The sequence below is a fragment of the Aquidulcibacter sp. genome (assembly GCF_049239865.1).
Taxonomy (GTDB): Bacteria; Pseudomonadota; Alphaproteobacteria; order Caulobacterales; family Aquidulcibacteraceae; genus Aquidulcibacter.
The window spans coordinates 1-24,046 of record NZ_JBMLTR010000121.1; the positions used below are offsets into that span (position 1 = coordinate 1).

At 54.9% G+C, this 24,046-nt stretch carries 18 protein-coding genes; 8 read left to right on the forward strand and 10 right to left on the reverse strand.

Annotated features, from left to right (window positions below; genetic code table 11):
• Nucleotides 1-274 precede the first annotated feature (274 nt).
• Complete coding sequence (locus tag ACOVRA_RS08315; protein WP_421719880.1) at nucleotides 275-1,390, reverse strand: CapA family protein; 1,116 nt, start codon at nucleotides 1,388-1,390, stop codon at nucleotides 275-277.
• A gap of 184 nt (nucleotides 1,391-1,574) precedes the next feature.
• Between ACOVRA_RS08315 and ACOVRA_RS08320 the strand changes: the two genes are divergently transcribed.
• The 8 genes from ACOVRA_RS08320 to ACOVRA_RS08355 all read left to right on the forward strand — a co-directional run bounded on the left by ACOVRA_RS08320 (nucleotide 1,575) and on the right by ACOVRA_RS08355 (nucleotide 14,905).
• Nucleotides 1,575-4,463, forward strand: a complete 2,889-nt coding sequence (locus tag ACOVRA_RS08320; RefSeq protein ID WP_421719881.1) for a TonB-dependent receptor — start codon at nucleotides 1,575-1,577, stop codon at nucleotides 4,461-4,463.
• Between the two features lie 49 nt (nucleotides 4,464-4,512).
• Entirely contained in the window at nucleotides 4,513-6,090 is a 1,578-nt protein-coding gene (locus ACOVRA_RS08325) for an AbgT family transporter (protein WP_421719882.1), read from the forward strand.
• Complete coding sequence (locus ACOVRA_RS08330) at nucleotides 6,090-7,946, forward strand: CocE/NonD family hydrolase (RefSeq protein ID WP_421719883.1); 1,857 nt, start codon at nucleotides 6,090-6,092, stop codon at nucleotides 7,944-7,946. Before ACOVRA_RS08325 ends, ACOVRA_RS08330 begins: the two co-directional genes overlap by 1 nt.
• Complete coding sequence (locus ACOVRA_RS08335) at nucleotides 7,947-8,864, forward strand: LysR family transcriptional regulator (protein WP_421719884.1); 918 nt, start codon at nucleotides 7,947-7,949, stop codon at nucleotides 8,862-8,864.
• Nucleotides 8,865-9,330: 466 nt separating this feature from the next.
• Nucleotides 9,331-11,469, forward strand: a complete 2,139-nt coding sequence (locus ACOVRA_RS08340; RefSeq protein ID WP_421719885.1) for a TonB-dependent siderophore receptor — start codon at nucleotides 9,331-9,333, stop codon at nucleotides 11,467-11,469.
• Nucleotides 11,470-11,481: 12 nt separating this feature from the next.
• Nucleotides 11,482-12,219, forward strand: coding sequence for an ABC transporter ATP-binding protein (locus ACOVRA_RS08345; RefSeq protein WP_421719886.1), 738 nt, complete (start codon nucleotides 11,482-11,484; stop codon nucleotides 12,217-12,219).
• Nucleotides 12,216-13,664, forward strand: a complete 1,449-nt coding sequence (locus ACOVRA_RS08350) for an ABC transporter permease (RefSeq protein WP_421719887.1) — start codon at nucleotides 12,216-12,218, stop codon at nucleotides 13,662-13,664. The genes ACOVRA_RS08345 and ACOVRA_RS08350 overlap by 4 nt, the downstream gene beginning before the upstream one ends.
• Nucleotides 13,661-14,905 carry a DUF3526 domain-containing protein gene (locus ACOVRA_RS08355; RefSeq protein ID WP_421719888.1) on the forward strand — a complete coding sequence of 415 codons (1,245 nt, stop codon included), beginning with the start codon at nucleotides 13,661-13,663 and terminating at the stop codon, nucleotides 14,903-14,905. Before ACOVRA_RS08350 ends, ACOVRA_RS08355 begins: the two co-directional genes overlap by 4 nt.
• 103 nt (nucleotides 14,906-15,008) lie before the next feature.
• Here ACOVRA_RS08355 and ACOVRA_RS08360 read toward each other — a convergent pair whose 3' ends face one another.
• From ACOVRA_RS08360 to ACOVRA_RS08400, 9 genes are all read right to left on the reverse strand, one after another.
• The gene (locus ACOVRA_RS08360) at nucleotides 15,009-17,084 is read right to left on the reverse strand and encodes a TonB-dependent receptor plug domain-containing protein (protein ID WP_421719889.1); all 2,076 of its coding nucleotides are present in this window, start codon (nucleotides 17,082-17,084) and stop codon (nucleotides 15,009-15,011) included.
• A 143-nt stretch (nucleotides 17,085-17,227) separates the two neighbouring features.
• The gene (locus ACOVRA_RS08365) at nucleotides 17,228-17,509 is read right to left on the reverse strand and encodes a TfoX/Sxy family DNA transformation protein (RefSeq protein ID WP_421719890.1); all 282 of its coding nucleotides are present in this window, start codon (nucleotides 17,507-17,509) and stop codon (nucleotides 17,228-17,230) included.
• Between the two features lie 2 nt (nucleotides 17,510-17,511).
• Nucleotides 17,512-18,192 (reverse strand): helix-turn-helix transcriptional regulator, encoded by a 681-nt coding sequence (locus ACOVRA_RS08370; protein ID WP_298226668.1) that lies wholly within the window; start codon nucleotides 18,190-18,192, stop codon nucleotides 17,512-17,514.
• A 2-nt stretch (nucleotides 18,193-18,194) separates the two neighbouring features.
• Complete coding sequence (locus ACOVRA_RS08375) at nucleotides 18,195-18,497, reverse strand: hypothetical protein (protein ID WP_298226670.1); 303 nt, start codon at nucleotides 18,495-18,497, stop codon at nucleotides 18,195-18,197.
• 118 nt (nucleotides 18,498-18,615) lie between these two features.
• Complete coding sequence (locus ACOVRA_RS08380; protein ID WP_421719891.1) at nucleotides 18,616-19,095, reverse strand: hypothetical protein; 480 nt, start codon at nucleotides 19,093-19,095, stop codon at nucleotides 18,616-18,618.
• Nucleotides 19,096-19,154: 59 nt separating this feature from the next.
• Complete coding sequence (locus tag ACOVRA_RS08385) at nucleotides 19,155-20,360, reverse strand: ATP-binding protein (RefSeq protein ID WP_421719892.1); 1,206 nt, start codon at nucleotides 20,358-20,360, stop codon at nucleotides 19,155-19,157.
• The gene (locus ACOVRA_RS08390) at nucleotides 20,357-21,055 is read right to left on the reverse strand and encodes a response regulator (RefSeq protein ID WP_298226676.1); all 699 of its coding nucleotides are present in this window, start codon (nucleotides 21,053-21,055) and stop codon (nucleotides 20,357-20,359) included. Before ACOVRA_RS08390 ends, ACOVRA_RS08385 begins: the two co-directional genes overlap by 4 nt.
• A 174-nt stretch (nucleotides 21,056-21,229) precedes the next feature.
• Nucleotides 21,230-21,865, reverse strand: coding sequence for an outer membrane protein (locus tag ACOVRA_RS08395; RefSeq protein WP_421719893.1), 636 nt, complete (start codon nucleotides 21,863-21,865; stop codon nucleotides 21,230-21,232).
• 214 nt (nucleotides 21,866-22,079) lie between these two features.
• Nucleotides 22,080-23,945 carry an ATP-binding protein gene (locus ACOVRA_RS08400; protein ID WP_421719894.1) on the reverse strand — a complete coding sequence of 622 codons (1,866 nt, stop codon included), beginning with the start codon at nucleotides 23,943-23,945 and terminating at the stop codon, nucleotides 22,080-22,082.
• Nucleotides 23,946-24,046 lie beyond the last annotated feature (101 nt).

Consider the following 24,046-nt stretch of genomic DNA (forward strand, 5'->3'; position numbering starts at 1 on the left):
ATGAAAAGACTACGAATCTGAGGGTCGGGCGTTCGAATCGCTCCGGGCGCGCCATTTCTTTCAAGACAGTTTAGGTCGAGGACAAACCCCGCTGGGGCTTGTCACTAATCGGGTTCGGAACACGAAGAATCTGACGGAATGATCTGGAACGACTTCTGTCTGCCGTAGTAGCGGTGACCACTAGAACATTGGTAGCAAACGGGGATTTTGGTGCATTCTTTGGGCGTTGTGCACCAAACGGCACGAAGCGAATTGTTGAAAGTTGCCCTTTTGCTCATAGGGCCACTTCAATAGCGCCAGATTTTTGGACGACTAATTGGGTGCCGAAAGGTCGGCTCAGCTGCTGGAACCTTTCAAAAAATGTCACTCGCTCTGGCTTGGTTGCCAGACGCGGGAATCCGCGGGTCTGCGTATCGCTTGGACCGGCCAAGCCTATTTCGTTGAGCAGGATGCACGTCAGCGACAGTCGGGTACATGCCCCATCCCTAAATTTGCCAGTTGCGATGACACCTTGCCAAGCCTGAGGCGGGTAGGCACCTACCGGCTTCTCGGTCTGGAAAATGAAATTGCCTAGACCATAGAGAAGCGGCACCCCCTTATATACTTCGATACCTTGAACCATTGGCACGCCGTGCCCGATGAAAATTGAAGCGCCCGCATCGACACAGCGCTTTGCGAACTCCCGTTGCCAAGCAGGAACTTGAATTTGGTTGGGCTCCCACAAATGATTGTGGTGACAAACCACAATATTCGGGCTCTTACGCTTGGCGTCGGCTATGGCGCTGAGGACTTTATTGGCATCTTCGTCAAGGATAACACCAGCCTCGCTAACCCGCACTTCATTTACCCCGGCGCGTTCAGAAGTTGCCGCGCCGCCTACGCGCACTTTTCCGGTCGCATAGGCAACCAAGCCGATTTCTTGATTGCGAGCGGATCGAAAGCTGGCCTTAGCTGCCAGAGCTTCATTAGTCCCGGCACCGGCCACCGTCATTCGCGCGGCCGCAAGTGCATCCAAAGTGTCGAGAATTCCGCCGGTGCCAAGATCAAATGCATGATTATTGGCAAAACCAACAAGACGGATATTAGCGCGATAGAGAGTATCCAAAACATCTGGTTTTGCCGAATGCAACGTCTCTAAATCACGGGTAGGAGCCCCCGCACGAGGCCCTAGGATAACAGATTCAAAATTTGAAACGGCCAGATCTGACTGACTTAACGCCTTAAGTACCCCCTCTTGACCGGGCCACTGCGAACCTGTCGGAGCATGTTCGATCAAGCATTGTCCTAAGAAAGCCAGAGTCACCTTGTTCTGCCGTGCAAATGCTGCACTCGGAAACATCCCCATGCTGGCACCGCTTACCAGCCCGCCAAGCAAAACGCGCCTATCCATCGAGAATGTCCTCCTGCAACTCGATTAGGGCACATTCATCCCGGAATCTATTCCATGCCAATTACGCATAGTAAGATGTGAAAAAGTGATAGTATTGCATAGCTTCTAAGAAGGCAGGTAGCTGTTGAAATGGCTCATTGTTTCTGGCGGTGGGAACAGCGGAAAAGCAATCGGGGGGCGAACCATGCTAAGCATCATCCAATCTAAACTGGGAAAACTGAAAACAGGCGTCGCCTATCCGGCTTTGTCTTTTGCTATGGTTGCCGCTGCACTTCCAATATCTGCCCACGCCCAAAGCCAAACGTCGGCCGAGCCAGAAAAAGCCGTCGAGACCATCATCGTGACAGGATCGCGGATTCAGCGGCGCGACGCGGATTCGGTTGGTCCGGTTCTGACAATTACGGGGGCGGATTTGCGCAATACAGGCGCAGCTTCGATCGGTGATGTGCTTCAAAAGTTACCTTCAGCCGGCGTCAGTCTGAATAGCAACGGAACACAAGGTACATCCTATGGGGCGAGTTCAATCAATTTGCGCTATCTCGGTGGGGCGGAGGGCAGTGGCAACCGCGTGTTGGTCCTCGTTGACGGACATCGTTGGGTGGATGGCGTAGGCCAGCGCGGCTTCCGCGACTTTGTTGACCTCAACACAATGCCTTTTGGCATGATTGAAGGTATTGAGGTACTGAAGGATGGTGCTTCAGCTATTTATGGTGCGGATGCCATTGCTGGCGTCGTCAATATCAAGACGCTCCGGGACTTTGATGGCCTGCGTCTGAACCTGAAAACAGCGACAACGTCTAGAAGTGACGGCGAACAATTTTCGGCTGTCGTCAATTGGGGAAAGACCTTTGATCGCGCGTCGTTCGTTGTTTCGGCAAGCTATATCAAAGAGGATCCGATCGGCACGGCTGATAGAGATCTCACCCTGAATACTTTGGTGCCCCAAGCGGGCCCAGGTACCAGCGAGCGGGGCCTTTTCATTCTTCCGGGGCTTTCTGGAAATGCCTATTTTGGAACGCCTACGGGCTTTGCCTCGTCAACCGCCCCGATCACCGCACGGGCGCTTGGCGGCTTTGGCGTTGGCGCTTTGGCCGACGACGGCTTTCGCACAGCGGCTTTGCCGGCTGATGCCTTTAACACTCAGGCACAGGGCATTTACTCCGTGGGGCCAAGCGAACGTTTTGGTCTTTACGCCCGACTTGGTTTTGAACTGTCAGACAACCTGAAGCTAAAAGTTGAAGCCCTGCGAAGCACCCGCCAATCCAATCAATTATTCTCGCCTGTCCAACTCGATATCGGTGGCACGTCGGGGACTATCCGGGGCTTTGGTATTGCGAACTCGCAAGCTTTCAATCCCTTTGGTACCGCAAATGGCGTGCCTACGGCCAATGCGCTTGCCTTCTCCTCGACCCAAGCTTGGCGGGTACGGCGGGTAATGTATGACATTGGTAACCGAAACAACATTCAGGACGTAACAACAGATCGCCTTGCCGCAGGCCTTGAAGGCAAATTCAAGTGGGGCACACGTGATTGGAATTGGGATGCTTTCATGAGCTATTCCAAGAACGCAATCGATACGTCTGCGGAAAATGGCGTCCAATATGACCGCCTATTTCTGGCGTTGGGTAATCCAGCAAACTGCGCTGCTGTAGCAGGATGCTCTCCAGTCAATCTGTTTGGACCCATGTCGGCTGCCGCTGCCGACTACATTCGTTTTACCGCCAGAGAGTATAATTCCAACGAGCTTACGAATATTGCGTTCAACGTCACGGGCGACTTGTTTGAATTGCCGGCTGGACCTTTATCCATCGCTGCCGGTTACGAGTACCGCAAGAACAAGGCGGTCGATATTCCAGACGCAGAAGTAAATGCGACGCCTAATTTCATTCCGGCCATCTACACCACGACCTCGGCTCAAACCAGGACGCCGACGACGGGTGAATACTCCTTGCATGAGGCCTTTGTTGAAGTATCAGCCCCCCTGCTGCGAGATGCGCCGCTTGCCAAGAGCCTAGATCTCAGTGTTGCGGCCCGATACTCAGACTATGACACGGTAGGAGAGGCTACGACCATGAAAGTCGGCATTGGCTGGCGCGTAGTGGACGATATCCTTATTCGCGGCACCTTCTCGCAAGGCTTCCGGGCACCGTCCATTCTGGAACTGTATCAGGGTGGACGGGAAACCAGCTTTCAAGGGATCGATCCTTGCAATGGCGGAGCCGCTGCAAATCCAACCCGTCCCGGCTGCGCCGGAATTCCCGTTGGCTATAATCAGCAAAACTTCAATCTCAACGGGCTTATTCCTGGAACCTTGGCCGGGAATTTGGGGCTAACCCCTGAAACAGCTGACACTTATAGCTATGGCTTTGCGATTAAGCCGAGCTTTCTGCCCGGACTTTCCTTCACCGTTGATTGGTTTGACATCACGATCACCGACGCAATCGCCACCCAATCTGTGACCCAAATTCTCGGCCTATGTGCAACTCAGGGCGGTGTCTTCTGCTCGCTCGTAAATCGCGACGCTTCGACGGGCTCGATCCGCACTGTTTTGGTTGGCGCACAAAATCTGAGTGAAATTCAAACGAGCGGATATGACGCGACGCTCCGCTACGAGTTTAACACGTCCATTGGACGATTTGCGGCGGTAATTGACGCGTCCTATCTCGACAGTTTCCTGACCACGAGCCCAAATCCAACAGGTGGCGCACCCATTCTTGACGAGCGCGCCGGACTGGGAGACCGACCCCGTTCGACCTATCCCAACTGGAAGGGGCAGGCCTCCTTGCGGTGGAATAAGGACGCTTGGAATGCAATTTGGCGCGGCCGTTACATTGGTGAGACGACGGATGTTGTGAATACGGTCAAGAATAGCCAGACGAAGGCGGTTTTTTATCAAGATATTGAGTTCGGCTATGAACTGCCGTGGAAGAACACGACCATTAGCTTCGCCGTGAACAATGTTTCCGATCAAATGCCGCCGCTTTCCTATGCTAACGCGCCGATCAACTTTGATATCTATACTTATGATGTTCGGGGCCGTTCCTATTCCTTGCGATTAGGTATGCAGTTCTAGGCTAACGCCTGAACCACCTATTTCGTAAGCATGGCAGCAGAAGGAGTGCATGGATTTGACCGGTCTATCACTTAAGAAGAAACCAGCTAAATCCAGCCTGCTCGATACGATTGCGCGTGTTGGTGATCGCTTGCCTGATCCTGTGCTGATTTTCGGCTTTTTGATCATCGTCCTAATGATCCTTTCTGCTTGGGCCGAAGGCACAGGGTGGTCGGCCGTTAATCCGCTAAGTGGCGCGACGGTTCAGGCTGAAAGTCTGCTTTCTCTTGAGAACATCAGGCGACTGCTGGTTGAAATGCCAACAACGATGACAGCGTTTCCACCGCTAGGACTTGTGCTGGTGGTTATGCTCGGTGCTGCTGTCGCAGAACGTTCCGGCCTATTTGCCGCGCTCTTGGGCGGCGCGGTCCGGCGAGTCCCCCGCAGCGCCTTAACACCGTGCATTTTTGTCCTTGGTGTCTTGTCGCATCACGCGTCCGACGCGGCTTATGTCGTCATGATTCCCTTGACGGCATTGGTCTATGCCCAAGCTGGGCGGCACCCTCTTTTGGGCATAGCAGTAGCCTATGCGGGCATATCAGGTGCATTCGCGGGCAATTATATTCCGGGCCAATTTGACGTGCTTATGCTTGGCATAACTGAAGCCGCCGCCAAAATTATCGACCCGAATTTTGTCATGAACCCCTTGGGAAACTGGTGGTTTACCCTATCCATCGGGATTGTCTTTACGCCAATTGCTTGGTGGGTCGCCGACAAGGTCGTTGAGCCTAGACTTGGGAAATGGACCGGATCCAGCTCCCCTCTCGGTGAGGAAGAAGCCAGCCTTGGTCAGATAACACCAGACCAGAAAAGGGGTTTGCGGCATGCTGGCGTCGCATTTCTAGCGGTTGTTGGTTTATTTGCGGCCCTCACACTCTGGCCGGGCTTTGCACCCCTCATTGACACGGAGGCAGTGGGGCCAGCGCAGATGACGCCGTTCTACAAGGCCTTGATTGCTGGGTTCTTCTTGCTGTTTCTCGCAACTGGTTGGGCGTTTGGACGCGCCGCAGGGACGATTAAGACGCACCATGATGCCATCTCAATGATGGGCAATGGGATGCGCGATATGGCTCCTTATCTGGTCCTGATTTTCGCCGCCGCCCATTTTATCGCGATGTTTTCATGGTCCGGTCTGGGGCCAGTTTTGGCGATTAAGGGCGCAGAGCTCTTACAAGGCTTGAACCTGCCGAAGCCCGCCATGCTGACGGGGCTATTATTGATGTCCTCAGGCCTTGATATCGTGATTGGATCGGCTTCCGCCAAATGGAGCGCCTTAGCACCCATCGTCGTCCCGATGCTTATGCTTCTTGGCATTTCACCTGAAATGACAACCGCAGCCTACAGGATGGGCGATTCGATTTTCAACATTGTTACCCCTTTGGCGTCCAATTTTCCGTTGGTGTTGATTATGTGCCGGCGCTGGGTTCCCGACTTTGGCATCGGCTCCTTAATCGCGATGATGATCCCTTTTTCGATTGCCTTTATGGTGGCCGGTTTAAGCCTCGTGATGATCTGGGTCGGGTTTGATCTGCCAGTTGGGCCCCATGCCCCCGCGTCCTATACAATCGCCCACGGGAGCGTCCGTTAATGGCCAACGCGCTTGTGAACACGAACGATAAATCAGCTGGCGACGCGGGGGTGCCTGGTCGTGTGGAAGTCGTTCAGAATGTCATGATCCCGATGCGCGATGGTATTCGGCTTGCGACGGATGTTTATCTACCAGTAGACGGCAGGAGCCAGCGACCGGTGGTGCTAGAGCGAACCCCTTATGGTAAGCAAAGCAGCAATCATGGTGACCGAACCTATTTAAATCCTGTCCCAAAAACCAGGCCTGAAATTGCTCGTTGGTTCGCGAGCAAGGGCTATGCCTATGTGCTGCAGGACTGCCGGGGAAGAAACGGCTCAGAAGGCGTTTTTTCGAAATATGTGAATGAAGGCGATGATGGCGAGGACACGCTGAAATGGCTTTTGGCGCAAGACTGGTGCAACGGAAAAGTTGCGACATTAGGATTGTCCTACGGTGCCCATGTTCAAGCCGCGCTCGCTTCGCTGAACCCACACGGGCTGGCGGCGATGGTTTGGGATTCGGGAGGATTTTCTAACGCCTGGAAAAGTGGCATTCGCCAAGGCGGCGCCTTTGAGCTTAAACAACTTACTTGGGCCATGACCCATGCCCGCTTGTCACCGGCAACGTTAAACGATCCGGTGCGTCGAGCAAATCTAGAGGCTCAGAACATTAGAGATTGGATTGGTATCAATCCGTGGTCGGAAGGCCGATCCCCGCTGGCCATGGCTCCAGAATATGAGAGCTATGTATTAGAGCTATGGCGCAACGAAACCTTTTCTGCGTTTTGGCGCCGACAGGGCCTCTATGCAGCCGCCAATTACGAAGAATTCTCCGATGCTCCGACGATGTTCATTTGTAGTTGGTATGACCCATATTCTTTAACGACCATCGAGAACTTCGAAGGCTTATCCAAGCGCAAAGCCGGGCCATACCGAATGATTCTGGGACCTTGGACGCATGGGCAGCGCTCAGTAACCCATTCCGGCGATGTTGATTTTGGCTCCTCGGCCCCCTTGGATGGCAATATCGCGATCGGCTATGACGAACTGCGGTTGGATTGGTTTGACCAGCAAATTGCGACCCCAACCGAACAGCGCCTGAAGAATAACTTGGTCCAAGTATTTGTCATGGGCGGTGGCTCAGGGCTAAAGACACATGCGGGGAAAATGGACCACGGCGGCAAATGGCGGAATGAGCCAACTTGGCCGATCCCCAACGCTGTCGCGACGCCGCTTTATCTGACAAAAGAAAGCATCCTAAGCCTTGAGCCAAGCGAACAAAGCGGATCGATCCATTGGGTTCATGACCCGAAAAACCCTGTTGGCACGCGCGGTGGTGCGATCGCGTCAGGGGCACCGGTCATGGAGGCGGGTGCGTTTGATCAAGGTCAATTGCCAAGTCAGTCCATTGCCTCATTCCAAACGGAAGTCTTGGACCGTGATCTCGAGGTCACAGGACCAATCACGGCCAAGCTTTGGGTGTCTTCTAGCGCCGTCGACACCGACATCTGCCTTAAACTCTTGGATGTCTATCCGCCAAATCAAGACTATCCTGATGGCTATGCAATGAATCTAAGTCATGGCATTCTGCGTTTGAGGTTTCGAAACGCCTGCGAGAAAACTGAGCTCATGACGCCAATGGAAGTTTATCCAATTGAAGTGACAGTTTTCCCGACGAGTAATTTGTTTGTGAGGGGTCATCGCATCCGGCTTGACGTATCCAGCAGCAATTTCCCCCATTTTGATGTGAATCCCAACACTGGTCACCCCGCAGGCCTTTTGGGTCCAGAGCCCATTGTGGCAACGAACAAGGTGCACTTTGGCCCTGAAACGCCATCCTGCATCATCGTGCCTTTCGTGCGCAGCGAAGAATACTAAATGGGCAAGGCACTTGCCAGCCGGACGTCCAAAAACTTCAATCCGCGGGCAATGGAGATTTTCCGCGAAGTCGTTCGAATGGGTTCTGTCACCTCGGCTGCAAAGAAGGCGGGACTTAGTCAGCCAGCTGCAAGTCGTTTGATCGCTCAATTTGAACAGGATATTGGTTTCGAGCTCTTCCATCGGGACAAGGGTCGCCTCACCCTCAGTCCGGATGGACTTTTGCTCTATGATGAAGTTGTCAGAGCCCTCGACAATATCGCCCGGGTAAGGATTTTGGCCAGCGACATTGCGGAATTTCGGTCCGGTCAATTACGCATTGTGGCACCCCCCAGCTTGCTGGAAGGATTTTTGTCGGAGATCGCGGCAGACTTTTTGAAGCTTTATCCCAAAGTTCGCCTGACACTTGATTCAGGCGGGGTTGATACCGTGAAAGCCATGATTGCATCGCGCGCTGTTGATGCGGGCTTTGTCAAACTTCCCTTGGAAAGGTCTGATTTAAACGCGGAGTCCATTTTGGAATGCGGGACAACCTGCGTGATCCCGGCCCAGCATGATCTTGCAAAAGCCAAAAGCGTTGATGCAGTCGCTTTGCGCAATGTTCCGCTCATATTATTGGGGTTGGGCAGCAGTTCTCGAGCCCAAGTCGAGGCCGCATTCGCAACTGCTGGCGTTGTCCCGACTGTTCTGGTCGAAACGCACACAATTGGCAGCGCGTGTGCTTTGGCCGCGCGTGGAGTTGGCGTTGCAATCGTCAACCATGCTCTGGCGAGTGCCTATGTGCGGGATCAAATCGTACTCCGCCCATTCTTGCCTGACATTCGCCAAGACTATGCCTTCGTAACCGCAGATCCGGCACCTTCACGGTTGGCTAAAGCCTTTCTTGAATGCTGCAAGGCATCGCTACTCAACAAATAGGTGTCTGTCTTCAGCAATTCGCCAAAATCAAAGCCCTTACTTTAGCCCCCGTGATGCGCGGCAATATCCTGCGAAAACGGGCGATAGTTGGCCAGAGGGTGTCCTCATCCCGGCCGAAAAATCAAGAGCAGGAGACGGTTTGGATGCCAGTGCGGGTGAAATAGCCGATTTCTCTTGTGCTGCCCGATGTTACACCTAAGGCTTCCCCTTCAAGACGTCCGCCCCCGGGGCGCATGTCAGAGTGTTGGCTCCTCAGCTGAACCGTCTGACAAGGAAAGGTGAAGAGAGCCCAGCCGCCGTCGGGAACGCACGGAATACGGAGGTCCATCAATCTTTTGGCATCGACAACCGTTTTCAGGTCCCTCGCTGCACTTTCCCCCTTACATATGTTATGTGATAATATAACAATCCATAGAAATTGTGTATGAACTCAAACCTAGATCCATTGAAGAGGCGCTGAGGCACCATGACAATTCGACGACTTTCATTTTTATCCAGCGCCTTGATTGGCGCGACACTGACGCCCTTTGTGGCCTTTGCTGATCCGGCGTCAGAGGAAGCCAAAGCGGAAACCATTGTCGTGACGGCTCAGCGCCAAGCCTATCGGGCCGACATTCCTTTGAAACTGACGCCACAATCTGTCGACATTTTAGCGGCAGATACTTTGGAAGAAGTTGGGATCACCCGTCTTTCCGATGCGTTAGACTTATCGGCATCCATGGCACGCCAAAACAACTTTGGTGGCTTATGGGACAATTTCGCCGTGCGTGGCTTTGCAGGCGACGAGAATTTGCCCAGCGGTTATCTCGTCAATGGCTTCAATGCCGGTCGTGGCTTTGGCGGACCACGCGACATTGTTGGAATTGAACGGATTGAGATTTTAAAAGGTCCCAGCGCGGCCGTGTTTGGCCGCGGCGAGCCGGGCGGTGCCGTCAATCTGGTCACCAAGAAGCCGAAATTTGAGACCGAAGGTGCGATTGGGCTCGCCCTCGGCAGTTTTGATAAAGTGCGCGTCGATGGCGATTGGACGGGCCCTTTGAATGACGCGTTTGCCGTGCGCTTGAATGGGTTTTATGAGCAAAGCAATAGCTTCCGCGATACGCTTGAGACCAAGCGCTCTGGTGTTTTCCCGTCTGCGCAATGGCGGATCACCCCGAAAACCAGCCTAACTTATGAAGGTGAAATCACACGCCAAGAACTGCCCTTTGATCGCGGTGTCGTCTCGCTCAACAATAAGCTGGATGTTGTGCCAGCCTCGCGTTTCCTCGGCGAGCCCGGTGATGGACCGCTCGAGGCCGATGCAACCGGCCACCAGTTGCAGCTTCAACATGACTTTGATGACAGCTGGAGCCTTTTGGTCGGGGCGGGGTATCGGGCCACCGATTTGCAAGGCTTCTCCACCGAAGCCGAACTCGCCACGGCCCGGCAACGCCTGTTCGTCGATGGTCAAACCTTGTCGCGTCAGCGCCGCTTCCGAGACTATGAAGCCGAACACACCGTCTACCGCGCCGAAATCAGCGGGCGTTTTGAAACCGGCGCGCTTGAGCATCGCCTCTTAGCAGGCTTTGACTATGACCAATTTTCAAATGATCAGCTATTCTTGCGCGTTCGGCCACCCTCGGTAGCCGGCAATCCAAGCGCGGCTGCGGGCAATGTCATCAATATTTTCAACCCCATCTATGGCCAATTCCCGCTGCCAACACCGGGCCCGCAAACCAACCGCTTGGATGAACAAGAGGCTTGGGGCTTTTATATTCAAGATCAAGTCAAACTCAGCGACCGCCTGCATATCCGTTTGGGTGGGCGATATGACGATTTCTCCGCCGATGGTTTGAACCGGGCAAATAATACGTCCACCTCCTTCAGCGAAACCAAGTTCAGCCCGCAAGCTGGATTTGTCTTTGAAGCCACCGACGTCATCACCTTCTATGGGACCTATGGCCAAGGCTTTAGAGCGAATTCGGGAACAGATTTTGCCGGGAAGGCCTTTGCACCTGAAGAATCGGAATCCTTCGAATTGGGCAGCAAAATCACGTTGCTGGATGGCGATTTGGAAGCCACGATTGCTGTCTTCTCGATGACTAAGACGAACATCATCACCGCCGACCCGGTCAATGCAGGCTTCTCTCTGGCAATTGGCGAGGCGGAAAGCCGCGGCCTTGAATTAGATGTGACCGCAGAGCTACCCGGCGAACTGGATCTGCGGATATCTTACGCCTATGTGGACGCCCAAGTTGCTAAGGATGGCCTTGATCCCAATTTCGCCGCGCTGATCAGAAAGGGCGACCGCCTAATCAATGTGCCCGAACACACTTTGAGTGCGCTGGTCTCGAAAGAATATGAGGTCGGCGGACGCGAATTAGAGATAGGCGGTGGCGTTCTTTTTGTGGGCGAGCGTCTGGGTGAAACGGCGACGGCATTTGAATTGCCCGCCTACACGACGCTAAGACTGTTTGCGACCTATGATCTAACCGATGATCTGGAATTGTCTGCTCAGGTCACTAATCTGGCTGACACTGACTTTTACACCAATTCATTTAGCAGGCTGTGGGTTGCACCCGGTGCCCCGCGCAATGTGACAGTGGCTTTGCGCTACAGTTTCTAGGGGTTCGATAGGATGGGGGGGCAAGGTCTATCGCTCAACGAATTGGTGGTAATGCGCGGCGGTCGCAGCGTGCTGGACGGCCTGACGCTAAGCGTCCCGGCGGGGCATATTTACGCCCTGCTGGGTGGCAATGGTGCTGGAAAGTCCACTGCCTTGTTTGCCACTTTGGGCCTTTTGCCCGTTATGAGTGGGCAGGTTCTAGTAGACGGCAAGGACCCCGCCGAGGAACCTGATGCTGTGCGCGCCGCCATCGCTTATTTGCCTGAAACCGTTGCGCTTTATGAGCATCTGACAGCCCGCGAAAATGTCGACTATCTCTTGAGCCTTGCTAACCAATCACGCACTAATGCGGAGATTGTAGAGGCGTTTGCGCAGGTCCGCTTAGATCCTACCGCTCAGGATCAACGCTTGAGTGCTTTTTCCAAAGGCATGCGTCAGAAGACAGCGATCGCGCTCGCCCTGTTGCGGAAGACACCCGTGCTTTTGCTCGATGAGCCAACAACGGGTCTGGACCCACAGGCTACGCAGGATTTCCATGCGCTCCTCTTGGACCTCAAGGCAAGCGATGTGGCGATCTTGATGGTGACTCATGATCTCTTGGGTGCGGTTGATGTGGCCGACACGATTGGCCTGATAATCGACGGCAAATTGGCGTCACAGTGGCAGGCGCAAAGCACACTTCCGAGATTTGATCTACAAGCACTCTATGGCGCATTCACTCAAGCGCGCGCCGGAAACACGCCTGTATGAGGCGCGCCGGTCTCATAGCGCGGGCTGAGCTGGCCTTAATGGTGCGTTCGCGTGTGGCCTTGATTGGTGTGGTTGCTTTGCTGCTTTTGTCGACCATAGCGGCGGCAACCTCGCAGGCGCATATGGCGCAGGAACGCTTAAGCCGCCTCGCCAATCAGACCCAAACCGATGCGCTATTTGAAGCGCAGCCCGCCCGTCATCCTCACCGCATGGTGCATTACGGCAGCTATGTATTCCGACCGATTGGCACGCTCGCCGGGTTTGACCCGGGCATTGATCCCTTCAGCGGCACGACGCTTTATTTGGAAGGTCATCGTCAGAATAGTGCGACCATTTCTGCGGTGCGCGAGAACTCGAGCCTCATGCGCTTTGGCCAGTTGACGCCGGCCTTTGTGCTCCAAACTCTTGCACCGCTTTTGTTGATCTTTCTGGGCTTCTCGATGATCACGCGAGAGCGGGGGCGTGGCAGTCTAAGGCTCCTCCTGTCTTCGGGTGTCACAGCGGGGGATATCATCTTCGGCAAGACTCTGGCTCTTGGTTCAATCGGGCTGGTTGCCTTGGTACCAGCTTGGCTGGCCCTATTCCTAATGGCCTTGGCTATGCCGAGCGAAGCGGGTGCCGCAGCGATGATTGGGCTCGGCTATGGACTTTATGTGCTGATCTGGGTTGTGGGTATTGTTGCGGCCTCCGCGCTCGCCCAAACAGGGCAGGGCGCATTGTTAAGCCTGATCGGCATTTGGTGCTTTGTCGCCATTGTCGCCCCACGCGGGGCCGCCGAATTGGCAAGCCGTCTTGCCCCCTTAGACAGCCGAGCCACCACAGATTTGACGATCCAAGCCGAGTTGCGCCAATTGGGCGATAGTCACAATCCTGACGATCCGTTCTTCGCCGCATTTAAGGCCCGCATTTTGGCCCAACATCGTGTGACCAAAGTCGAGGATTTGCCCTTCAACTTCCGGGGGGCTGTCTCTGCCGAGGGTGAAGCGCTGACCTCGCGGCTCTTTGATAAGTATTTTGTTGAGCTCGCCACCGTTCAACGGACACAAAGTCAAATTGTGTCTGGTTTGTCGATCCTAAGTCCGGCCCTTGCCGTGCGCCATGTTTCAATGGCCGGGGCGGGGACCGACCTTGAGACCCATTTACGCTTCCTGCAGCAAAGCGAAGCCCACCGCTTTGCTATGGTGCAGTATCTGAACGGGCTGCATCGTGACAAACTGAACCATGCCGATGATGCAGCCAGATCCAAGGATCGGGCGGCCGAGCAGCGCACCCGAATTGCTGCCGACAATTGGGCCAAGGTGCCAGATTTTGTATTCAAGCCCACCCGCGCTGCAGAGCGCTTGTCTGCCGCGCTCGCTCCAATCCTCACGCTTTCGCTCTGGCTGGGTGCCATGTTGGTTTTGGCCGTCTGGAGTAGGCGCGTTCTGGAGGGCAGGGCGCTATGAAACACGTTTGGCGTGAAATCAATTTCCTCATGCGCCAAAGGGCAAGTGTTTGGGCCATTGCACTTCTGGCGGGTTTGGCCGCATTGTCCGTCGGTTTGGGCTTGCAGGAAGTAGCCAGACAAAAGGCCGCAATGAGCGAAGTTATCGCTTTGCAGAAGAAAGATACGGCCGCGATCAAGGTTTTTGCCACCGATGCGGGCGACGCGGCCTATTATCGCTTTCACCCGACTTGGGACCCGCCGTCTGCCCTTGCGTTTGCCGCCCTCGGCCAGCGCGATATTGCCCCGTCTACCTTGCGTATTCGGGCTTTGGCGCTGGAGGGCCAAATTTATGAGAACGAAGCCCAAAACCCAGAGTTGGCACTACCGGGTCGTTTCGATTTTGCCTTTGTCTTGATCTATTTGGCGCCCTTAGTTCTGGTCGTGCTTTTCTACGATCTTTGGTCGGGAGAGCGCGAGGCCGGGCGACTATCGAGTTTGCAGGCCGTTCCAAAGGCGTGGGTGCGCATTTGGCTTCCCCGTGTTGCGGCCCGTTTTGGTTTGGTCAGTTCGGTGCTTGTTGTCGTCTTTTGGGGCGGTGCCCTAATCAGTGGGGCTGGAATCGGCGACACGATCGCGTTTACCGCGCTCATTCTCGCTTTGCTTGGGTTTTGGACCCTCATTGCGACTTGGGTCGCAAAGGGTGCGGGTAGCTCACCCACTAACGCAGCTGTACTGGCCACCATCTGGTTTGTGATTACCTTGATTGCGCCTGCCGGTTCCAATCTGGTCATTAATGCAGCCACCCCAATCCCGGACGGGGCGGCCATTATGCGCGAGAACCGCGAGGCGGTGCATGATGCCTGGGATATAGATCGCGATGCGACCTTGCAGCGCTTTTACAAACTCTATCCGGAATATGCGACTTCGCCGCCCATGCAGCGTCCCTTTGAATGGAAATGGTATTATGCGTTCCAGCATTTGGGTGATCAGCAGGTTGAGCCTTTGTCGACCGCTTATCGAGCTGGGATTGTGGAGCGCGAAGCCCGTGCGGGCCTTGTCGCTCTGGCCTTGCCACCAATTGCAATCCAGAGAGCCCTGTACCGGATAGCTGGCACCGACATGTCCGCCCAATGGGACTATCAGGATCGCATTCGGGCCTATCACACCCAACTTCGAACCTATTACTATCCCTTCCTGTTCAGCGCGAAACCCTTCACGTCGGCCGACTTTGATGCAGCCCCCGCATATGCGCCCCGCTAGTGTCAAAGGCTAAGCAGTCGGTCGTAAATGCCAAAAGCTTGGTGTTTGGCTGGCTTGGCGTCGAGGTGGTAAGGGGGTACTGCCCTGCTTAACATAACCCGACTCAGAATGTTTTCGACAGAGCAACCTTCAACGCCCGTGAAGGGTTAGAGCTGCGGGATTCAGAGCTAAAGTCTGGCCCAAAGGATCGGATTCGGCGGTCCGTTTCGACGCCGATATTGGTCACTGTCACAACCAAAGACACCTTTTTGGGCAAGCGACGTGTATATTGGATTGAATTGGTCCATACGCCCTCTTCAATAGATCCTAAGCTATACTCATCACTTTTGAAGGTGGTGGAGAAGACAAACTGGTCTTTAGGGGTTGGCTTGTAGTCGATACTTGCCTTCCCATTTGACTGGATTTCCTCCACGCGGGATTGGCCGGTCGCGGCCCGGGGGTCAGAGAAGGAAATTTCGCTCACTTCCCAACTGAAGTTGTAGGTCAGCTTCTTGCCCAATTTGCCTTTCAAGGTTGAGCCGACACCTGTAGCCTCTGATCGACTGAGATTGACGCTTGTCGCGAGGACTACGTTATTCTCGATCAGCCGCGACCCGAACGAAAGTTCATTTTTGGTATCGCGATAAAAGGCGGTGGTGACGAGCGATACGCCATGCTTTTCAACTTCGTGGGTCAGCTCAAAAGTCTGACGATCAGCAGGCTCCAGCTTTGGGTTGCCTTCTGTCGCATAATCCACACCGAATGCGCGGCGGAATGGACTGAGCTCGGCCAAGGAACCCGGTGTTGTGCCTTGGCTATAACTGGCTTTCAGCGTACCGACGCCACCCAAGTTGCGGGTGATAAATAGGCTTGGCAGCACGCGTTGATAGGAGGTTGTCCCAGAAAGCAGGCCCGCGCCATCGGTCCAATCAATTTCGGTGTCTTCGACGCGAAGCCCCGGTTGAAAGCCAAATTTGCCGAGCTTGAACTGAAAGGACGCATAAGCAGCTTGATCTCGTTGTTGGGCCTTGAAGAGATTTGCTTGAATGATGCTGGGACCGACATAGCCAAGGTCTGAGAAAGCGAATTCAAAGTCTTCATTCTTATAGCTTGTTCCGAGTGACAGAACGCGACCCGCGCTAAAGGTTTTCTCAAAGCTGGTTTCAAATTCTAAAGTGCGTTCTTGTTTACGCTCTCGGTTTGAAAACCATTGTTCCCCTCTTTGACTTTGGTAGCTGGACTTGTTCAAGTTATCGCTAAAGGTGAGGTCAACATCGAATTTGTACTTGTCTTCTTTTTCCGAATTGAATCCCACTGAATGATATTGAAGAGATGCGGGAGACCAACTTCTTCCGAAAATTGGAAAAACGATTCTAGAATTGGCCAAAGTGCGGGTTTCGATACTGTCCTGTTCGTACGCAAATTCCCCCGTAAAGTAGCTCGAGCTCAGCGACAGCGAATTTGTATTTGAAAGCTTTCGGACAGCGCGAAGCGACACGTTGACGTTGGTTGCGGTTAGTTGCCCGGTGCCGATGCCGGATTCCTGCTCCCGATTGGCACCCGTTCCAGAAACGCCTTCAGATCGTGACCAAAAGGCCTCCTCTTCGTTTGCCACGCGAAGAAAGCCGTTAAAGCTCCAAGGCTTCATCCCCTTATTGAAGGAGAGTGTCATCGCTTGATTATCGATCGTATTGATACTGCCAGCGAGAGAGCCACCAAGCTTGTTGTCCTCTTGGGCCTTTTTGGTGATGATATTGATCACGGCTTGCGCGCTGGAAGCAAATTCCGCAGGGGGATTGGACATGACTTCGATGCGGGCGATTTGATTGGCCGGGATCTGCAGTGCTGCGGCCCTTGGCATGGACTTGCCATCCACCAACACGGCTACAAAGGCACCGCCCACCATGGTGATACGATTATTGGCCCCCACAAAAACGCCGGGCAGCAGCCCAATCGCGTCCACTGCCACAGAAGCTGGGGCGTCCGGCAAGGTGCGAACGTCGTAGACGACGCGGTCAATTCGGCTTTCACGCGTTGGGGCGCGCGCCGTGACGACAATCGTATCGACCTGCTGGGGCGGTTTTGTCGCCTGGTCGCTGGTTTTAGTCTCAGCCGCGGTTGGACTTGCTGGCTGTTGAGTTGTGGTAACGTCTGAAGTTGCTTGGGCAATCAAAGTGCCTGCTAAGAATAAACTGATCATTTCAAATTGGCCTTAAACCGTGGAACGCTACCTTTAATAGGTGATTTCTATCGGTGAAAGCGAAATGCGGCTATGGGGCTATTACAGTTGTGTGATTGGTTGCCTTAAGGTTCGCCAGTCAAGGGCAAGCAATTAGCAGAGGCTTACCCGCCGCGCCGACGTGGCTTAGGCGCGAGCCCGGCTTCTTGGTCGAGCTGAGCTTTGATGTCGGCTGGCAGCGCGCGCCAATCGCAATCGACCAAGGCAGCAAACATCGCGTGGAGGGCAATGCGGCTTATCTGGCGGCCCTGAATCAGGCGCATCCGATTAAACGCCTCTACGGCACCTATTCTTTGCAGATCCGCACTCGTGTGGACGCCGATACTGGCAAGGTTCGCTGCCATGGTCGGGCCTAGGTTCCGCATGGCGCTGATTTTGCGATCCACCCTTAAGCCCTTTTTGTTTCTTCAAGGCTTGCAAGGAAATCGGCCATGGTCTTGCCAGACTCTGCGGTGAAGCGTTCGGTAAGGCAGGTCAAAGCTTCGATCCTGTCCAATCGAAAGGTGCGAAATGCATCGCGGGTTTCGCACCACGTCGTGAGTGTCCAAACTTTGCCCCAATGCTCTAAACTAAGAGGCCAGATGATCCGTTCGGAAAGGCAGTCGGCACCGCTTTGATAGCGCATCAGGACCTTGTGCCGACTGGCTGTCGCTTCACGCAAAAGCTTCAAGTCTGACTTGGCGCTTGATGTTTGTTTGGCGGCGAAAACCATGGGTTGACGGCTTGTTGGCATGTGAAAGCGGTCTAAAGCCTGCAGCTTGATTTGTAGTTCGCGGGCAGCGGTGGCGATTGCCTCATCGCCATGGGCCGCCACAAAGGAGACGCCCCAAGTCAGTGCTTCCTTTTCAAGTTGGCTCAGGCGCAAGGGCGGTAAGAAATAATCATCGCGCAACAAATATCCCACGCCGCGCGCGCCATCGATTGGCACGCCATTGCCGACGAGGTCGGCCACGTCGCGATAAATCGTGCGCTCCGACACTTCCAAAGTCTCAGACAAATATCTGGCTGTCCGCAGGCGACCGCCTCTCAACGCTTGAATGAGCGCAAAGAGGCGATCGGCCCGGCGCATGCTTAGGCTGCTAAGGTGACGTGATAGTGACGCATCACGACCGAACCCGGCTCAATCACGCCCATAAAGGCCGCTGCCCCTGGTGCGCTCATGATCGCGTCTGCAGCCGCAAAGGCGTCGGCTTTTGTTTCCCAGCGCACACAATCGACCCATTGACCATCTTCAGCCTGCCCTAAATGACGAGAAAGGAAGCCCGGCTGTGCGTGTAACCAGGGCAGAATGCCTTGGCCGGCCACCAGCACAGCATCGGGTGAAGCATCTGAAACGGTCTTAAAGGTTACGATTTCCAAGGTTTGATCGTCCATATATGAGGCCTCCTTTTGCCTCTTCTCGACCTCTATCGCAACCCAACTGACACCATGATGTCAGGAGCCTCCATTATGATCTGCCTTTTCGGGCGGCAGGAGCATGCGGCTGTCGCCCTCACACCTTTCGCACCAGTTTGATGGTATCGCAGAAGATGCCCATGCAGATTTTCATCTCAAGGACAGTCGCGCTGCGGATCTTGATGGTGGCGGGCAAGGTCTTCTGTGGGCCAATTTGATATTGGCCTGAAAACTGGCCTAGCTTGGTTGGTCGGATGTCGCGCACGACGATTTGGTTCAAGGCGCTTTCTTCACCGGGGGCCAAGACTTCTTGAATAACGATGGCGCACAGGCGGCTCGGTGCATAAGCGCAGGGCGCAACGCGTGCGACAGCGTTCCCGTCATCCAATACCCAATCCCCCTTGATGTCCGAGACTGCTGGAGAAGCTTGGCTGGCCGCACTGACAAGCACGAGTGGCGCGACCAGAGCCTTGGTTAGCCCCGAACGGACCTTGCGTTCTGCATAAGGCAGGTGAGGGCGCGTAGCTTTTTGCTTTTTGGGCAAGGACGATGCGGAAAGGGTGAAAAAGGTGATCATGGCAAACTCCAAAGCAGGTGAGACGGGATCGCCTCCGACGCTTTTGATTTTGCTGCTGACTATGTAGCTTGTGTGGAGCCTTTATGGACGATTGGCGCAGCGGTGGCGGGCTTTTGCGGGATACGCAGCTCAAATTGCGCACCGCCACCTGCCCGGTGGCTGGCGGTAATACTGCCGCCATGGGCGCTGGCGATGGCCTCAACCACCGACAAGCCGATGCCGCTGCCACCATAGTCGCGGGCGCGGGACGGGTCCTCCCGCCAGAACAGGCGAAAGACATTTTCAACCGCGAGAGAACTTAAGCCTGGTCCGCGATCCATCACACGGATGATTCCAAAGTCGCCGACGAGACCGCAATCAATGTCGATCACGCCGCCTGAGCGCGCATGCCGACAGGCGTTCGTAATCAAAGCCAGTGCTGCTTGGCGCACGCGAAACGGATCGGCAAAAACCGAGGCAGGTGTCAAAGACAAGTTGAGGCGCATGCCAGCATCTTTGATTTCGGGGGCTACAAAATGGCTCAGCTCGCCCACCACTTTGGCCAGATCAATCGGCCCTCGATGCAGGGTTAGGATACCGACTTCGGCAAAGCTGACAGTCTGCAAATCGTCGACAATACGGCTAAGGGCTTCGACTTGTAGGATTAGGCCGGAGATCTCTTTTTCGGAGGGCTCAAACACATGGTCTTTCATGCCCTGCAAGCGGCCCCGCAGGATGGTCAAGGGCGTCCGAAGTTCATGGGCGATGGCTGCTGCCCCTTCGGTCAGTTCACGGTCGTATCGCTGCAAGGCGTCAGCCATGGTGTTGAAATCGGTGATAAGCTTGGAGGCTTCCGCAGAGCCTGGACTGCGGCTAATTGCGCGGACGGATAGGTCCCCACCGGCAAGGTTTCGCAAGGCGCTCGCCACACCGTCCAAAGGCGCTGCAATGCGGTTGGCCAGAAACATGGCTGCAGCCCCACCCACCAGCATGGCCACGATACTCAAGACGAGGAGGGCAAAGTCTTGCTGATCTAAAATTGTTTGACCGATTTTGTCGTCCGTTGCCAAAAGCTCCTTCATTTCATCGGTCGAAGGCAGTTGGTTCTTCTCAAGCTTCGTGATGGCCGAAAGTGCCTCTGGCGACAGTTCGGCCTTGACGCGCGTGACCTGATACTCGCCAAACAGGTTCAGCCCGCCATAGCCAAAGGCGACCGCCAAAAGCACACAGCCCGCCATAGCGAGCATCAGCTGGACCCGAAGGCTTAAGTTTTTGCCAAACTTCATAAGGCGATCAATCGATAACCAAGGCCGCGGACGCCTTCGAGGCAGCCCTCCGCCCCCGCTTGTTCAAGCTTTCGGCGGGCTTTGCTAATGTGGCTGTCCACCGTGCGTTCTAAGGCGTCACCATCGGCGGGCAGGCACGCATCCAACAATTCAGCACGCGTAAACACCTTCTGCGGCACACGCGCCATGTGGGCGATCAGACGAAACTCGGTCAAGGTCAAGTCTGGCCGGCTTGATTGGTCGTGAGGGCCTAGAACGCGAATACTATGGGTCTCCAGATTCACTTCTAGGGAACCGGCGCGCACGATTTTGGAACGGGACTCCCCCGCCGCCACGCGGCGCAGAATGGCTTGCGCCCGGGCGACGACTTCAAGGGGATTGAAGGGCTTCACCACATAATCGTCTGCGCCAAAGCGAAGCGCGCCCAGCTTCTCTACATCTTCGCCCATGGCTGTAGCCATAAGCACCGGTGTGTCAGCAGATTGACGGATGATCTGGAGAACTTCGTGGCCATTCTTCTTGGGCAGATTGACGTCCAGCACGACGAGGTCGGGCGACAACATCCGATGGTGCAGAATGGCAGTTTCACCATCGCCAGCACGGACGGTGCGAAATCCTTCACGCTGAAAATAGGCGTCGAGGATCTCTGCGATATTGGGTTCATCCTCAACGATTAGGATCAGAGCATTTTCCATGGCGACCTTTAGAAGGCTGAACGGGTTGGTCTAGGCTTCGCATTACCCCGACTGTGTGGAGATTGGATGGAGCCATATAACCTTGGGGGGCGTCAATGGTCCGTCCAATCTCCACGTGCTGGTTGCCCTACCAGATCGCGATGACTCCGTAGGACAACAAGGCAGGGTGTCGGATTAGAATTTATAAGCCAAGCCAACGGAAACGCGGTTGGAGGCTGGCTTATAGGCGACAGTTGGGGCACCCGCGGTCACATAGCTTTTGCGGTCATAAGTCGTATTCTCATACTCAACCCGACCAATCAGATTGTCGCCGAAAGCTTGCGCCACGCCCAAACCAAGTACCCGGCCGCTCGAGGTCGCATTGCGGGTGATATTGTTTGGCAAGAGATATTTGCTCTTTACTTGCGACACGCCCGCGCTGGCATAGATCAAAGTGCTGTCGCTAATGCCGATGCCAGCAACCCCTTTGAGGGCCAATTCATATTGTGGGCGCTCGCGCACCGAAACCCCGCCAAGCGTGATCGCCTTATTCTGGGTGGTGGGGCGATTGGCGCTCGCCTCTGCACCCAAATAGAAGCCATTGTCGAACTGATAGCCATAGCCGCCAAACACGCCGACATCGGCTTGGGTCTTTTTGTTGGTGCGGGTGGCGGCTGCGCCCGTCGCGGGGGTGACGGTGGTTTTGGTGTTGCTGCGCGCCGCGCCAACTTCAGCGCCTGCGTAGAAGCCTGTGAAGGTGCCTTCGGCATAGGCAGGGGCGGCTGACAGGGCGAGGGCGAGGAGGGTGCCAAGGGCAATCGCTTTTTTCATTGTCTTTTCTCTCATCTCACCGCGAGGCGGCAGAGCCAAAGGGCCCTACAGAAGCGCCAGCTGGACTTGGTCCAAGCGGTGTATGATCGTGAAAATAGCGACCCAGATGGAGGCCATGTGGAGGCTTTTTGGAGAGATGGATGAGACGGAAAGTTTTGTCAGCGCCCCTATGCGGCACGCATCGGGCCACAAAAGCGCCGGGCCAGCCTATGCCTTAGGCGAGACTTTGGTCTAACTGCCAAGCCGGTACGGACAGGCTGGCCGCGAGAGCGGGCTCATTGGCTTGGGAGTTTGCTTGGGCGTTTGTATGGGTCACGTCGGCCATACTCGCCTTGGCGCAGGTCAGAATGGTTTGGATCAGGACGTTAGGGTCCAAAGGCTTTGGTACAAAGGCGTCGGCACCCGCTTCCATGAACGCGGCCCGGTGGTGATCCATTGCGTTCGCTGTGAGCGCGATGATGGGCACATGCTGGGTATAGCCAGCTGTTGCACGCAGACGGCGGGTTGCCTCAAGGCCATCCATATTGGGCATTTGCATGTCCATCAGGATGGCATCAAATTCTTCCAGCGCTGCCATCTCGAGCGCCTCAAGGCCGTCATTGGCCATTGCGAGTGACCAGCCCATAGTCGACAAAAACAGACTGACGATCTTTTGATTGGTTGGATGGTCTTCAGCCACAAGAATGCGCAAGGGGCGCACCTCCAACTCAATATCCTCGGCTTCGTCCTGCGCACTTTGGCTATCTGCCAGCTCATAGGGCAAGGTAACCGTGAAAACTGAGCCTTCGCCCTCTGTGCTGCGGACATCGAGTGAACCGTCCATCAGCTCAGCCAAGCGCCGGCTGATGGCAAGGCCGAGGCCCGTCCCACCCTTCTTGCGCGCGATCATTTGATTGCCTTGCTCAAACTCAGCAAACAGGCGCGATAGGGTAATTGCTGAAATGCCGCAGCCCGTGTCGGTGACCTCCAGCACCATGGCGCGCCGACCTTTGGCATCGAGGCCCGTTCGCGCGGACACATTGATGGAACCCGTCTCGGTAAATTTCACGGCATTCGAGATCAAATTGAACAGGATTTGGCGGATTCGTAAGGGGTCGCCTTTAATCGCGGTCGGGAAATCGGCTGTGGCCTCAAACCGAAGACTGAGATTTTTGTCTGAGGCACGGGGGTCCCAAATCCGAACCGCCGCTTGCAATTCGTCGATGACCGGGAAGTCGACCCGTTCAACCGTCATTTTCCCAGCCTCGATCTTCGACATATCGAGCACGTCATTCAAGAGCGCCAATAGGGTATCGACCGCATCATTGAGCATATCGACATGCTCACTTTGTGCTTTGGTCAATTTGGTGCGACGCAGCAAAATGGCAGAGGCCATGACCGCATTCATAGGGGTGCGAATTTCGTGTGTTACGGTTGCCAAGAAGTCTGACTTGGTCTGGCTAGCGCTTTCCGCGCGCGTCTTTTGGTCTTGTGCTTCATCATTGGCCCGCACGAGCTGATCGGTGAATTCAAAGGAGCGGCGAATGATGATCGCCAGATGGGCCAGATAGACGAGCGATCCAATCAAGATCACGGCAGAGGTCGTCGCTTCCATCTTAAAATAGAGCCAAGACGCGATCGGCAGGCCGATCAGATAAAGGCACATCGGCACCGTTGAAGCCGCTAGCAAAGCTGTAGAACGGGCAGCATGCAAGGTGGAATGGAGGAGCGCACCACAAATGATCAGGGTGGCAAAAATGCGTCCGGCCTCGCCACCTTCCGCCCACAAGATAGCCGCGACGCTGGTATAGACGAAGGCATTGATGGTCACGATGGCAACGCAGCCAATTTTCCGTGCACGTGACACAACCTGCTCTGGGTTCAGACGCAAAGGTTTGAACGTGAACCAGTCGAGCGCTTGCCCGATAACCACGATGGCTAGCCAGACAAAGGGTTCATAGCCGCCGACGATGAAGAAGCAGGCAAGCGTCAGAAACACGGCCACGGCCAGGCGCGTTTTCAGCTCTTTCGCCCGATTGAGGCCGACTTCTGCAAATCCAGCTGCTTGAGTATCCATTGCCTCGGACCAATTCTGTGTCACGAAAAAATCGCCATCATGTACCTTAAGACTGCCGAGTAAAAATAACGTGAAACTTTGGCCGTGACTTTGATTGCTAGGGACAAAGCAAGTTTTGGACTTTG

Excerpts from the sequence above, each read along its gene's own strand:
- ACOVRA_RS08320 (WP_421719881.1), top strand. The coding sequence starts at position 1,575 with ATGCTAAGCATCATCCAATCTAAACTGGGAAAACTGAAAACAGGCGTC.
- ACOVRA_RS08340 (WP_421719885.1), top strand. The coding sequence starts at position 9,331 with ATGACAATTCGACGACTTTCATTTTTATCCAGCGCCTTGATTGGCGCG.
- ACOVRA_RS08375 (WP_298226670.1), bottom strand. The coding sequence starts at position 18,497 with ATGGACGATCAAACCTTGGAAATCGTAACCTTTAAGACCGTTTCAGAT.
- ACOVRA_RS08360 (WP_421719889.1), bottom strand. The coding sequence starts at position 17,084 with ATGATCAGTTTATTCTTAGCAGGCACTTTGATTGCCCAAGCAACTTCA.
- ACOVRA_RS08370 (WP_298226668.1), bottom strand. The coding sequence starts at position 18,192 with ATGCGCCGGGCCGATCGCCTCTTTGCGCTCATTCAAGCGTTGAGAGGC.
- ACOVRA_RS08385 (WP_421719892.1), bottom strand. The coding sequence starts at position 20,360 with ATGAAGTTTGGCAAAAACTTAAGCCTTCGGGTCCAGCTGATGCTCGCT.
- ACOVRA_RS08345 (WP_421719886.1), top strand. The coding sequence starts at position 11,482 with ATGGGGGGGCAAGGTCTATCGCTCAACGAATTGGTGGTAATGCGCGGC.
- ACOVRA_RS08315 (WP_421719880.1), bottom strand. The coding sequence starts at position 1,390 with ATGGATAGGCGCGTTTTGCTTGGCGGGCTGGTAAGCGGTGCCAGCATG.
- ACOVRA_RS08335 (WP_421719884.1), top strand. The coding sequence starts at position 7,947 with ATGGGCAAGGCACTTGCCAGCCGGACGTCCAAAAACTTCAATCCGCGG.
- ACOVRA_RS08380 (WP_421719891.1), bottom strand. The coding sequence starts at position 19,095 with ATGATCACCTTTTTCACCCTTTCCGCATCGTCCTTGCCCAAAAAGCAA.
- ACOVRA_RS08395 (WP_421719893.1), bottom strand. The coding sequence starts at position 21,865 with ATGAAAAAAGCGATTGCCCTTGGCACCCTCCTCGCCCTCGCCCTGTCA.
- ACOVRA_RS08350 (WP_421719887.1), top strand. The coding sequence starts at position 12,216 with ATGAGGCGCGCCGGTCTCATAGCGCGGGCTGAGCTGGCCTTAATGGTG.
- ACOVRA_RS08355 (WP_421719888.1), top strand. The coding sequence starts at position 13,661 with ATGAAACACGTTTGGCGTGAAATCAATTTCCTCATGCGCCAAAGGGCA.
- ACOVRA_RS08390 (WP_298226676.1), bottom strand. The coding sequence starts at position 21,055 with ATGGAAAATGCTCTGATCCTAATCGTTGAGGATGAACCCAATATCGCA.
- ACOVRA_RS08325 (WP_421719882.1), top strand. The coding sequence starts at position 4,513 with ATGGATTTGACCGGTCTATCACTTAAGAAGAAACCAGCTAAATCCAGC.
- ACOVRA_RS08330 (WP_421719883.1), top strand. The coding sequence starts at position 6,090 with ATGGCCAACGCGCTTGTGAACACGAACGATAAATCAGCTGGCGACGCG.